The sequence below is a fragment of the Kitasatospora sp. NPDC059827 genome (genome assembly GCF_042731675.1).
In the GTDB taxonomy this organism is placed as follows: Bacteria; Actinomycetota; Actinomycetes; order Streptomycetales; family Streptomycetaceae; genus Kitasatospora.
Genome location: NZ_JBHWIV010000095.1, coordinates 1 through 12,698, shown reverse-complemented (window position 1 = coordinate 12,698; position 12,698 = coordinate 1). Strand labels below are relative to the sequence as shown.

Here is a 12,698-nt window from a genome sequence, read left to right as displayed (position 1 = left end):
GCCCTACCGGCGCACGGCGTCCAGCGCGAGCAGGGCCACGTGCAGGGAGAGGCAGGACTCCACCTGGTCGAGGTCGACGCCGAGGATCCGCTCGACCTTGTGCAGCCGGTCGTAGAAGGACGGCCGGGACAGGTGGGCGGCGTCGGCCGCCGCCGACTTGTTCCGGCCCTGCTCCAGGTAGATCCGCAGCATCTGCACCAACTGGCCGTTGTGCTCGGCGTCGTGGGCCAGCAGCGGGCCCAACTCCCGTTCCACGTACGTCTGCAGGCGGGCGTCGTCGCGCAGCAGGTGGAGCAGGCCGCGCAGCCGGACGTCCGGCAGCCGGTAGTAGGAGGCGGTCCTGCCCCCGCCGGGCGCGTCGTGCAGGGCCGCGTCGGCGACCTGGGCGGCCTCCAGCAGGGTGCGCCGGGCGTCGCGGACCGAGCCGACCGAGGAGCCGACCGCGACGACCGGCCCCGGGGTGTCGGCGGGCTCCCGGCCGGACTCCGCGGACATCCGGCGCAGGGTGGCCGAGAAGGCCTCCAGCGCGGAGTGCTCGTCCTGCTGGGCGCCGAGCGCGATCAGCAGCCCGACGCCCTCGTCGTCCAGCGCGCCGACCAGGGCGGAGAGCCGGCTGGCCCGCACCGCGCCGGCCGCCAGCTCGGTGAAGTCGCGCAGCCGGGCCTGGGCCTCCAGCGCGGCCGGGATCGGCCCGCGGCGCTGGCGCAGCACCACGCCGACCAGCCGCCGGCCCTCCAGCGGGACGCCGAGCGCCTGGGCGCGCAGGGCCACCTCGGAGACGGTCAGCGCGTGGGTGAGGATGCCGGAGAGCAGGGTGCGGTGGGTCTGCCGCTCCAGGCTCTCCCGGTCGCGCACCACCAGCCGGTTGAGCGCCAGCGCGGAGGCGCCGCGCTCCAGCAGCATGGCGTGCGGGTGGGCCTCGCCCTCCGCCGGCGGGCCCGGCTCCAGCACCAGGACCAGCCGGCCCCAGTCCTGGCCGCGGGCGCCGACGGTGGTCACCAGCCAGCCGCTGCGCGGGTCGTGGCCGGTGCGGCCGGGCGGGCGGACCCCGCGCGAGCGGCGCTCCCAGTCCTCCAGCAGCTCGGCCTCGGGGCGTCCGGCGCTGTCGTGGGCGAGCACCTGGTGGGCGAGGTTCTCCAGGACGACCGGCGCGCCCGCCATCCGGGCCACCTGGCGGATCACCTCGGGCGGCTCGGCGCCCTCGACCACCAGCTCGTTGAAGACCTGGTGGACCGACTCGGAGACCCGCAGCTGCTCCAGCTGGGCGTTCACCACCAGGGCGTGCACGGCCTCGGTGACGGCGACGAAGCGCACCTCGCGGCGGAGCGCGATCAGCGGCAGTCCGCGCTGCTCGGCGGCGTGCACCAGGGCGCGCGGGAGCGAGTCGAAGTAGCGCCGGCCGAACTCGACCACCAGGCCGGCCACGCCGACCTCGTCCAGGTCGCGGACGTAGCGGGCCAGGCCCTCGCGGTCCTCGGGCAGCGCGATGCCGGTGGTCAGCACGAGTTCGCCGCCCTGCAGCACGCCGGCGACGTCGGGCAGCTCGCTGACGTGCACCCAGCGGACCGGTCGCTCCAGGCGGTCGGCGCCGGCCACGACCTGGGGCAGGCCGCGCCGCATCACCTCCAGGTCGAGCACACGGGCGACGGTGGGGAGCATCGCGGGCCTCCAGGGCGGGGGAGGTGGGAGGGGAGGGGGTGGAGGGGACAGAGTGTCAGGTGAATCATGCATCGTCGCGACGACCTGTTGCCCTGCGAGGAGCCTTGCACTCTGTAAGGCCCTTCGTGTCGAGACTGTCGAAGTGACCCTTGTCACGTCAACCCCGCAGTTGGCAAGGTCAGCGGGACCGCAGACCCCCACCGCGGAAGCGTTTCGCCGCAGCGCGGTCGAACCGCCGGCACTTGGAGGAACCCAGATGGACCTGACCGACTTCGGCGCGGGCGCGCAGTACATCGCGGGCCGTCAGGCCCGGGGGAGCGGCGAGCCCTTCCAGGTCGTCAACCCCGCCGACGGCACGGTGGTCGAAGAGGTCGCGCTGGCCACCGCCGGGGACGTGGACGCCGCCGTCGCCGCCGCGCGGGACGCCCTGCCCGGCTGGTCCTCGGCCACCCCGGGGGCCCGGTCCGAGGCGCTCACCCGGCTGGCCGCCGTCCTGGGCGCGACCGCCGACGACCTCGCCCGGGTGGAGACCGCGCAGACCGGCAAGCCGGTCAAGCTGGCGACCGAGTTCGACGTCCCCGGCACCGTCGACAACGCCGCGTTCTTCGCCGGCGCCGCCCGCAACCTGGAGGGCAAGGCGGCCGGCGAGTACTCCGGCGACCACACCTCCTACGTCCGGCGCGAGGCGATCGGCGTGGTCGGCTCGATCTCGCCGTGGAACTACCCGCTGCAGATGGCCGCCTGGAAGATCCTCCCGGCGATCGCGGCGGGCAACACCATCGTCCTCAAGCCGGCCGAGCTGACCCCGCTGACCTCGGTGATGTTCGCCCGGGCCTGCACCGAGGCGGGCATCCCGGACGGCGTGGTCAACGTGGTCACCGGCGCCGGGCGCACCGCCGGCGAGCACCTGGTCGCCCACCCGGGGGTCGCGATGGTCTCCTTCACCGGCTCCACCGCCGTCGGCAGGCGGGTCGCCGAACTCGCCACCGCGAGCGTCAAGCGCACCCACCTGGAGCTCGGCGGCAAGGCCCCGTTCGTGGTCTTCGACGACGCCGACCTGGACGCCGCGGTGCACGGCGCCGTCGCCGCCTCGCTGATCAACGGCGGCCAGGACTGCACCGCCGCCACCCGCGCGTACGTCCAGCGCCCGCTCTACGACGCCTTCGTGGCCGGCGTCGCCGAGCTCTTCGCGGCCGTCCGGATCGGCGACCCCCGCAACCCGCACACCGACCTCGGCCCGCTGGTCTCCTTCGCCCACCGGGACCGGGTGGCCGGGTTCGTCGAGCGCGCCCGCTCCTACGCCACCGTCGTCACCGGCGGCCCCGCACCGGACAAGGGCCACGACGGCTTCGACCTCACCCGGGGCGCCTACCACGCGCCGACCCTGATCACCGGCGCGGCCCAGGACAGCGAGGTGGTCCAGGGCGAGGTCTTCGGCCCGGTGCTGGTGGTGCTGCCCTTCGACGGCGACGACGAGGGCCTGCGGCTCGCCAACGACACCCCGTACGGCCTGGCCGCCTCCGCCTGGACGGGCAACGTGCACCGCTCGCTGCGCGCCACCCGGGAGATCGCCGCCGGGTGCGTCTGGGTCAACGACCACATCCCGATCATCAGCGAGATGCCGCACGGCGGCTACAAGGCGTCCGGTTACGGCAAGGACATGTCCCAGTACTCGCTGGACGAGTACACCCAGGTCAAGCACGTCATGTTCGACACCACCGCGGTGGCCCGCAAGGACTGGCACCGCACCGTCTTCGGAGACCGATAACCCCCCCCGCAGGCCCCGGGTGCTCCCCCCACGCACCCTTCTTCCCCCAGGAGGCCCGTTCCATGGCGTTCAAGGCGTTCAACGAGCTCACCGACGGTCTGCCCGAACCGGTCCGCAGGGCCTGGGAACGCAGTCTGACCAGCGGTCGGGCCGCGGTCGGCCGCCGCACCCTGCTGCGCGCCGCCGCCCTGACCGCCGGGGCGGGCACCCTGGCCGCCTGCGGCATCCCGGCCGCCCCCAGGACGACCGGTGACTCGACCGCCAACGCCGCCGAGGACCACTCGGGGAGCGAGAAGGAGGTCGACTTCTCCAACTGGCCGCTGTACATCGACACCGACGAGAAGGACAAGGAGAAGCACGGCACCCTGGACGCCTTCACCGCGGCCACCGGCATCAAGGTCAAGTACAACGAGGACATCAACGACAACGTCGAGTTCTTCGGCAAGGTCAAGCCGCAGCTGGCGGCCGGCCAGGACACCGGCCGCGACCTGGTGGTGCTCACCGACTGGATGGCCGCCCGGCTGATCCGGCTCGGCTGGGCGCAGAAGCTCGACCCGGCGAACGTCACCACCGCGATCACCAACGTCGAGGCCCGCTTCCGCGCCCCCGACTGGGACCCGGGCCGGCTCTACACCTACCCCTGGGCCGGCATCCAGACCGTCATCGCCTACAACCGGAAGGCGACCAAGGGCAAGGAGGTCACTAGCGTCGCCCAGTTGCTGGACGACCCCGAGCTCAAGGGCCGGGTCACCTTCCTCTCCGAGATGCGCGACAGCATCGGGATGGTCCTGCTCGACATGGACAAGGACCCGGCGAAGTTCACCGCCGACGACTACGCCGGTGCGATCGCCCGGATGCAGAAGGCCGTGGACAACAAGCAGATCCGCCGCTTCACCGGCAACGACTACGGCCAGGAGCTGTCCTCCGGGGACATCGCCGCCTGCGTCGCCTGGGGCGGCGACCTGATCCAACTGCGCGCCGACAACCCGGACATCGAGTTCGTCATCCCGGAGAAGGGCTACCTCGCCTCGACCGACAACATGCTGGTCCCGGCCAAGGCGAGGCACAAGGCGAACGCGGAGAAGTTGATCGACTTCTACTATCAGCCGAAGATCGCGGCGCAGCTGGTCGCGGGCATCGGCTACGTCTCCGCCGTCACCGGGATGAAGGACGAGCTCGCCACCCTCGCCCCGGACAGCGCGGCCAACCCGCTGGTCGTACCCACCCCCGAGATGGCGGTCAAGGCGCACGTGTTCCGCACCCTCACCGAGGGCGAGGAGAGCGACTTCGAGCAGAAGTTCTCCAAGCTCATCGGCGCCTGACCCCCACGCGTCCACCAGACACTGCCGGCAGAAAGACCCAGGAAGACACCCCATGACAGACCAGCTGCGCGCCGCGGCCGGCGGCGACGTCCGCCTCACCGGCATCGGCAAGACCTACGGCTCCTTCACCGCCGTCCACCCGCTCGACCTGACCGTGCCCCAGGGCTCCTTCTTCGCCCTGCTCGGCGCCTCCGGCTGCGGCAAGACCACCACCCTGCGCATGATCGCCGGCCTGGAGGAGCCCACCAGCGGCACCGTCCTGATCGGCGGCCAGGACGTCACCGCGCTGCCCCCGTACAAGCGCCCGGTCAACACCGTCTTCCAGAGCTACGCGCTCTTCCCGCACCTGGACATCTTCGAGAACGTCGCCTTCGGCCTGCGCCGGCGCGGCAAGAAGGACGTGAAGAAGCAGGTCGAGTCGATGCTGGAACTGGTCGAGCTCGGCCAGTACGCCCGGCGCAAGCCGCACCAGCTATCCGGCGGCCAGCAGCAGCGCGTCGCGGTCGCCCGCGCCCTGATCAACCACCCCCAGGTGCTGCTGCTGGACGAGCCGCTCGGCGCCCTCGACCTCAAGCTGCGCCGCCAGATGCAGCTGGAGCTCAAGCGGATCCAGACCGAGGTCGGCATCACCTTCGTGCACGTCACCCACGACCAGGAGGAGGCCATGACGATGGCCGACACCATCGCGGTGATGAACGGCGGCCGGGTCGAGCAGCTCGGTGCGCCCGCGGACCTGTACGAGAACCCCGGCACCACCTTCGTGGCCAACTTCCTCGGCCAGTCCAACCTGCTCCCCGCCGAGGTCACCGGCGGCGCGGGCGAGGACCTGCTGCTCACCGTGGCCGGCGCCCGGCTCGCGGTGCCGAGGGCGCGCTGCGCCACCGAGGCCAAGCTGGTCCACCTGGGCGTGCGCCCGGAGAAGATCACCATCAGCCACGCCTCCGAGACGGTCGCCGAGGGCCGCAACCGGCTCGCCGGCACGGTGCTCGACTCCAGCTTCATCGGCGTCTCCACCCAGTACGTGGTGCGCACCGACGGCGGCCAGGAGGTCACCGTCTTCGAGCAGAACATGGAGCGCGACGCCCGGATCGTCCCCGGCGCCCCCGTGCAGCTGCACTGGAACCCGGCGCACTCCTTCGCCCTGGACGCCGCGCAGGCGATCGACGCGGGCACCGCGGAGGAGGCCGCATGACCACCACCACCTCGGCGGCCGCCCCCCGGGCCACGCCTCCGGACCGCAGTCCGCTCGACGGGCCCGCGCCGAAACCGAGGCGCAAGCTCACCCCGTACTGGCTGCTGCTGCCCGGCATCGCCTGGCTGGTCGTCTTCTTCGCCGTGCCGATGGTCTACCAGGCGTCCACCTCGCTGCAGACCGGCTCGCTGGAGGCGGGCTTCAAGGTCACCTGGCACGTCTCCACCTACTGGGACGCCCTGGTCGAGTACAAGTGGCACTTCGTCCGCTCGTTCTCCTACGCGGCCATCGCCACCGTGCTCTGCCTGGCCATCGGCTACCCGCTGGCGTACACCATCGCCTTCAAGGCGAGCCGGCGCTGGCGCAACGTCATCCTGATCCTGGTCATCGCGCCGTTCTTCACCAGCTTCCTGATCCGCACGCTGGCCTGGAAGACCATCCTGTCCGACGGCGGACCGGTGGTCGGCGCGCTCAACACCCTGCACGTCCTGGACCTCACCAACGCCGTCGGGCTCACCTCCGGCGACCGGGTGCTCGCCACCCCGCTGGCCGTGGTCTGCGGCCTCACCTACAACTTCCTGCCGTTCATGATCCTCCCGCTGTACACCTCGCTGGAGCGGATCGACCCCCGGCTGCACGAGGCGGCCGGCGACCTCTACGCCCGGCCGTTCACCACCTTCCGCAAGGTCACCTTCCCGATCTCGCTGCCGGGCGTGGTCGCGGGCACCCTGCTCACCTTCATCCCCGCCTCCGGCGACTACATCAACGCCCAGCTGCTCGGCTCGCCGAGCGAGCAGATGGTCGGCAACGGCATCCAGAAGCAGTTCCTGAACGTGCTCGACTACCCCACGGCGGCAGCGCTGAGCTTCATCCTGATGGCCCTGATCCTGGGCATGGTGACGGTCTACATGCGCAAGGCCGGGACGGAGGAACTGGTCTGATGTCCCGCATCCTGAAGTGGGTCCGCGCCCACCTGGTGGTCCTGGCCGGCCTGCTGGCCCTGGCCTACCTGGTGCTGCCCAACCTGGTCGTGCTGGCCTTCTCGTTCAACAAGCCGGTCGGCAAGTTCAACTACGAGTGGAACGAGTTCTCCACCGACGCCTGGACCAACCCCTGCGGCGTGGCCGACATGTGCCAGTCGCTCTCGCTCAGCCTGCAGATCGCGGTGCTCGCCACCGTCGGCGCCACCGTGCTCGGCACCATGGTCGCCTTCGCGCTGGCCCGCTACCGCTTCCGCGGCCGCTCGGCCACCACCGCGATGATCTTCCTGCCGATGGCCATGCCCGAAGTCGTCATGGCCGCCTCGCTGGGGACGCTGTTCCTCAACATGCGGATCCCCTTCGGCTTCACCACCATCCTCATCGCCCACATCATGTTCTGCCTGAGCTTCGTCGTGACGGCGGTCAAGGCCCGCGTGATGAGCATGGACCCGAGGCTCGAACAGGCCGCCCAGGACCTCTACGCGACCCCCGTCCAGACCTTCCTGCGGGTCACCCTCCCGCTGGCCGCCCCCGGCATCGCCGCCGGCGCGCTGCTCAGCTTCGCGCTCTCCTTCGACGACTTCATCATCACCCAGTTCAACTCGGGCCCGACCACGGTCACCTTCCCGATGTTCGTCTGGGGCGCCTCGCAGCGCGGCATCCCGGTGCAGGTGAACGTCATCGGCACCGCGATGTTCGTGGCCGCGGTCGCGCTGACCGTGGCCGGCCAGTGGCTCGGCAACCGCCGCAAGGCCACCGCCTGACGTACGGTCGGCAGCGGTGGTTCGTACCATCACCTATTCGTGGAAAGTGGCTGATAATGCATGGAATCCGCCCGCGCACTCAGTGACGCCAGGCCCACCCCCTTCTGGCTGGAGGATCCCGGCCGGCCCGAGGCGCTGCCCGCCCTGGTCGGCGACACCACCTGCGACCTGCTGGTCGTCGGCGGCGGCTACTCCGGACTGTGGACCGCGCTCATCGCCAAGGAGCGCGACCCCTCGCTGGACGTCGTCCTGGTCGAGGGCAACGAGGTCGGGTGGGCCGCGTCCGGGCGCAACGGCGGATTCTGCGCGGCCAGCCTCACCCACGGCTTCGGCAACGGCCTGGAGCGCTGGCCCTCCGAACTCGCCCAGCTGGAACGCCTCGGCGCCGCCAACCTGGACGGCATCGAGGCCACCCTCAAGCGCTACGGCATCGACGCCGAGTGGGAGCGCACCGGCGAGATCGACGTCGCCACCCAGCCGCACCAGGTCGAGGAACTGCACGAGGTCGCCGAGGCCGTCGCCCGCTACGGCTTCGACCTCACCGTCCTGGACGCCGACCAGCTGCGCGCCGAGGTGAACTCGCCGACCTTCCTCGGCGGCCTCTGGGACAAGGACGGGGTGGCGATGGTCCACCCCGCCAAGCTCGCCTGGGGCCTCAAGGAGGCCTGCCTGGGCCTGGGCGTCCGGATCTTCGAGCACACCCGGGCCACCGAGCTGCGCGAGCACGGCAGCGGCATGGCCGCCCGCACCCCGTACGGCCGGGTCTTCGCCCGCAGGGTCGCCCTCGGCACCAACGTCTTCCCGTCCCTGCTCAAGCGCGTCCGTCCGTACGTCGTCCCCGTGTACGACTACGCGCTGATGACCGAGCCGCTCAGCGACGAGCAGCTCGCCTCGATCGGCTGGCGCGGCCGGCAGGGGCTCGGCGACAGCGCCAACAAGTTCCACTACTTCCGGCTGTCCGCCGACAACCGGATCCTCTGGGGCGGCTACGACGCCGTCTACCACTACGGCGGCCACGTCCGGCACGAGTACGACCAGCGCCCGGAGACCTTCCGCACCCTGGCCAACCACTTCTTCCGCTGCTTCCCGCAGCTGGAGGGGCTGCGCTTCACCAACGCCTGGGGCGGCGCCATCGACACCTGCAGCCGGTTCTCGGCCTTCTTCGACACCGCCTACCGGGGCAAGGTCGCCTACGCCGTCGGCTACACCGGGCTCGGCGTCGGCGCCACCCGCTTCGGGGCCGAGGTGATGCTCGACCTGCTGGCCGGCGAGCGCACCGAGCGCACCTCGCTGGACATGGTGCGCTCCAAGCCGCTGCCGTTCCCGCCCGAACCGGTGCGCTGGGCCGGGATCGAGATCACCACCCGCTCGCTGGAGCACGCCGACCGCAACGGCGGCCACCGCAACCTCTGGCTGCGCACCCTCGACCGGATGGGGCTCGGCTTCGACAGCTGACCGCCACCGATCGGGGGTATCTCCCGCGACCCGTGTAAGAGGGACCCGCCGTCCGCCTCTCCTCGGTGACGGCGGGTCTCGCACTCCCGCCGCGTCCGACCGTAGGAAACGGCGAGGAGCGGGGACACGACATGGAGAGCACCGGACTGCACTGGCTCGCCCAGGTGGCAGCGGACCCGGAGGACTTCCGGGAGCAGTGGGAACGCACCGGGCTGGGCCTGGTCCTGCTACCGGCCGGGCGCCGCTGGGACGTCCTCGCCGTCCCCGGGCGGCTCGGGCGACCGGCACTGGACGTGCTGGACACCGGCTTCTGCGGCCCGGTCCTCACCGACTTCGGCGAGGAGCACGTCAGCTTCCTGGTGCCCGTCGGCACCGCCGCCCGCTGGGTCGGCACCGGGGTGCGCTGCGCGGGGGAGGGCACCTGGATCGTCGTCCCGCACCCCCGACGCCGCAGCCGGGGCGTGCGCTGGCTGGTGCCGCCCGACGGGTCCGGGCGGCTCAACGACCCGGTGCTGCTGGAGCTGGCCCTGCACGAGGCGGCGGCCGGGCTCGGCGGCCGGTAACGCGGGGGCCGTGGGCGCCGTGGGCGGCTCGCGGGCGGTGGGTGGCGGCTCGTGGGCGGTTCGCGGGTGGTGGGTGGCGGCTCGTGGGCGGTTCGCGGGTGGCAGCGCGCGGGGCGGGCGCCCGGGCCAGACTGGAGGCGTGACCACCGCCCCGCACGCCGTCGACGCCTCCCTCCGGCCGGGCCCCGCCCAGCTGCGCCTGGCCGCCCTCGCCGAGCCCGTCTGCACCCGGTACGGGCTGGCGCTGGCCGGCGGGCACGCGCTGCGCGCCCACGGGGTCCCGGCCTGCCGGCAGGACGGACTCACCCTGGCCACCGGCGGGGCCGACCTGCCCGAGGTGGCCGCCGCGCTGACGGAGGCGTACCGCGCGGCGGGCGGCGGGGTCGCCGAGCGGCCCGGCACGCCGCGGCTGGAACAGCTGACCGTACGGCTGGCGCTGGGCGGGCGGACCCACTCGGTGGAGCTGCGGAAGGAGCCGCTCGGCCACCGGCCGGTCCGGCTGGACTTCGGCGCCCCGGAGGCGGACGGGCCCCCGCTGGTGCTGCCGGTGGTCGCCCTGGAGGACGCGGCGGCGCTCACCACCGCGCTGCTGGTCGACCGGGGCATGCCGCGGGACCTGATCGACGTGCACGCCCTCACCCGCGACTACCGTGAGGGGGAACTGCTCGCCCTGGCCGCCGAGTTGGACCCGGACTTCCAGCCGAGCGGGCTCGCCGACCGGCTGGAGACGCTGGCCGAGGCCGCGGACGGCCGGTTCCGCGCCCGCGGTGTCGAGGCCGGTGCCGTGGACGGGCTCAAGCGGTGGGCGCTGGCCTGGGCACAGGACCTGCGGCTGGACCTGCTGGAGACCCAGGAGGCGGCGGACGGGCTGCACGACCCGTACCTGGAGGACGAGGAGTCCTGAGCCGCCGAGCGGCGGTCCCACCCGTTCGGCGCAGCGACCGGACGACCTGTAAGGCTGAATCCGCGATCCCCGTCAGCCTGTTCGTTGAGCCGCGCTCCGGAGGCGACCAGACTGGGGGACGAGCGCGGTAGCCCCGTGAATTCCGTCGCCCGACCCTCTCGCGGGCGGCGCCAGACCGGACCGGTGGCAGGACGCCGCCCGGGACTTCGGAGGCAGACGGACTTGAGCAAGCACATCACTCACTGGATCGGCGGCCGGTCGGTCGCCACCGCCGGTGCGGCGCCCCGCCGCGGCGACATCTTCGACCCGGCCACCGGCCAGGTCGCCGGCCAGGTCGACTTCGCCGGGATCGCCGAGGTCGACCAGGCCGTGGCCGCCGCCGCCTCGGCCTTCGCCGAGTGGCGCACCGCCTCGGTGGCCCGGCGCAGCACGGTGCTCTTCGCCTTCCGCGAGCTGCTGAACGCCCGCCGCGACGAGCTCGCCGAGATCATCGTGTCCGAGCACGGCAAGGTGCACTCGGACGCGCTGGGCGAGATCGCCCGCGGCCTGGAGGTCGTCGAGTACGCCTGCGGCATCCCGCAGCTGGTCAAGGGCGGCTTCACCGAGCAGGCCTCCACCGGCATCGACGTCTACTCGATCCGCCAGCCGCTCGGCCCGGTCGCGATCATCTCGCCGTTCAACTTCCCGGCCATGGTGCCGATGTGGTTCTTCCCGATCGCCATCGCGGCCGGCAACACCGTCGTGTTGAAGCCCTCCGAGAAGGACCCGTCCGCGGCCAACTTCCTGGCCGGGCTGTGGAAGGAGGCCGGCCTGCCGGACGGCGTCTTCAACGTCGTGCACGGCGACAAGGTGGCCGTCGACCGCCTGCTGGAGCACCCGGACGTCAAGTCCGTCAGCTTCGTCGGCTCCACCCCGATCGCCCGCTACGTGTACGAGACCGGCACCCGCTACGGCAAGCGCGTCCAGGCCCTCGGCGGCGCGAAGAACCACATGCTGGTGCTGCCCGACGCCGACCTCGACCTCGCCGCCGACGCCGCCGTCAACGCCGGCTTCGGCGCGGCCGGCGAGCGCTGCATGGCGGTCTCCGTCCTGGTCGCCGTCGACCCGATCGGCGACGAGCTGGTCGACAAGATCAAGCAGCGGATCGCCACCCTGAAGGTCGGCCCCGGCTGCAACGGCGACTCCGAGATGGGCCCGCTGGTCACCGGCCAGCACCGTGACAAGGTCACCTCCTACGTGGAGTCCGGCCTCGCCGACGGCGCCGAGCTCGCCGTGGACGGCCGCAAGCACCCGGTCACCGCCGAGGACAAGAACGGCAGCCCGACCGCCGACGGCTTCTGGCTCGGCCCCACGCTGTTCGACCACGTGAAGCCCGGCATGTCCGTCTACAACGACGAGATCTTCGGCCCGGTCCTCTCCGTCGTGCGCGTCGCCTCCTACGACGAGGGCCTGGCGCTCATCAACGCCAACCCGTACGGCAACGGGACCGCCCTCTTCACCAACGACGGCGGCGCGGCCCGGCGCTTCCAGTTCGAGGTGGAGGTCGGCATGGTCGGCATCAACGTGCCGATCCCGGTGCCGGTCGCCTACTACTCCTTCGGCGGCTGGAAGGCCTCGCTGTTCGGCGACGCCCACGCGTACGGCCCGGACGGCGTCCAGTTCTTCACCCGCGGCAAGGCCGTGACCCAGCGCTGGCTGGACCCCTCGCACGGCGGCATCAACCTCGGCTTCCCCACCAACAGCTGAGCCCGCAGGGCTCGCCGAGCTCTCGCACCGGGCAGGCCGGACCCCTCTCCCCGGGGTCCGGCCTGCCCCCCTTTTGCAGGCCGTTTGCATCCGGACTCAGATGCGCGTACAGTTCTTCGAGCTGCCCGACAGGGAGCACCGGACACGCATCTGCGCGGACGGTCCTGAGGCAGCCAATCCCTTGAAACACCTCTTCCGGTTCGTGCCGGTCGTTTCGCTTTTTCGCGTCTCGGCTCGGTGCTTATTCGGCGTGCGCTGTTTATCGGATTGCGGCCGGATTCGCTTTTCGGAGCGGGGATCGGCTAGAGTTTGAAACGTCGGACGGGGCGTCAAGCCGCAGAAGAC

Annotated in this window: 10 protein-coding genes; 9 read left to right on the top strand and 1 reads right to left on the bottom strand. The window is 72.1% G+C overall.

The window, feature by feature from the left end; all coding sequences use genetic code 11:
• Nucleotides 1–3 precede the first annotated feature (3 nt).
• Nucleotides 4–1,659, bottom strand: coding sequence for a PucR family transcriptional regulator (locus ACFV8H_RS35580; RefSeq protein WP_380408140.1), 1,656 nt, complete (start codon nucleotides 1,657–1,659; stop codon nucleotides 4–6).
• A 256-nt stretch (nucleotides 1,660–1,915) separates the two neighbouring features.
• On the opposite strand from ACFV8H_RS35580, the gene ACFV8H_RS35575 reads away from it, so the two are divergent.
• The 9 genes from ACFV8H_RS35575 (at nucleotide 1,916) to ACFV8H_RS35535 (ending at nucleotide 12,353) form a co-directional block, all read left to right on the top strand.
• The gene (locus tag ACFV8H_RS35575; protein ID WP_380408138.1) at nucleotides 1,916–3,427 is read left to right on the top strand and encodes a gamma-aminobutyraldehyde dehydrogenase; all 1,512 of its coding nucleotides are present in this window, start codon (nucleotides 1,916–1,918) and stop codon (nucleotides 3,425–3,427) included.
• A 62-nt stretch (nucleotides 3,428–3,489) separates the two neighbouring features.
• Nucleotides 3,490–4,749, top strand: a complete 1,260-nt coding sequence (locus tag ACFV8H_RS35570) for a spermidine/putrescine ABC transporter substrate-binding protein (protein WP_380408136.1) — start codon at nucleotides 3,490–3,492, stop codon at nucleotides 4,747–4,749.
• A 52-nt stretch (nucleotides 4,750–4,801) separates the two neighbouring features.
• Nucleotides 4,802–5,941 carry an ABC transporter ATP-binding protein gene (locus ACFV8H_RS35565; protein WP_380408134.1) on the top strand — a complete coding sequence of 380 codons (1,140 nt, stop codon included), beginning with the start codon at nucleotides 4,802–4,804 and terminating at the stop codon, nucleotides 5,939–5,941.
• A complete protein-coding gene (locus tag ACFV8H_RS35560) occupies nucleotides 5,938–6,882 on the top strand; it encodes an ABC transporter permease (protein ID WP_380408132.1) in 945 nt (314 codons plus the stop codon). Before ACFV8H_RS35565 ends, ACFV8H_RS35560 begins: the two co-directional genes overlap by 4 nt.
• Nucleotides 6,882–7,685 carry an ABC transporter permease gene (locus ACFV8H_RS35555; protein WP_380408130.1) on the top strand — a complete coding sequence of 268 codons (804 nt, stop codon included), beginning with the start codon at nucleotides 6,882–6,884 and terminating at the stop codon, nucleotides 7,683–7,685. The genes ACFV8H_RS35560 and ACFV8H_RS35555 overlap by 1 nt, the downstream gene beginning before the upstream one ends.
• Nucleotides 7,686–7,745: 60 nt before the next feature.
• Nucleotides 7,746–9,140 carry an NAD(P)/FAD-dependent oxidoreductase gene (locus ACFV8H_RS35550; protein ID WP_380408128.1) on the top strand — a complete coding sequence of 465 codons (1,395 nt, stop codon included), beginning with the start codon at nucleotides 7,746–7,748 and terminating at the stop codon, nucleotides 9,138–9,140.
• A gap of 131 nt (nucleotides 9,141–9,271) precedes the next feature.
• Nucleotides 9,272–9,703, top strand: a complete 432-nt coding sequence (locus ACFV8H_RS35545) for a hypothetical protein (RefSeq protein WP_375891818.1) — start codon at nucleotides 9,272–9,274, stop codon at nucleotides 9,701–9,703.
• 139 nt (nucleotides 9,704–9,842) lie between these two features.
• Nucleotides 9,843–10,607, top strand: coding sequence for a nucleotidyl transferase AbiEii/AbiGii toxin family protein (locus tag ACFV8H_RS35540; RefSeq protein ID WP_380408126.1), 765 nt, complete (start codon nucleotides 9,843–9,845; stop codon nucleotides 10,605–10,607).
• Between the two features lie 222 nt (nucleotides 10,608–10,829).
• The gene (locus tag ACFV8H_RS35535) at nucleotides 10,830–12,353 is read left to right on the top strand and encodes a CoA-acylating methylmalonate-semialdehyde dehydrogenase (protein ID WP_380408124.1); all 1,524 of its coding nucleotides are present in this window, start codon (nucleotides 10,830–10,832) and stop codon (nucleotides 12,351–12,353) included.
• Nucleotides 12,354–12,698 lie beyond the last annotated feature (345 nt).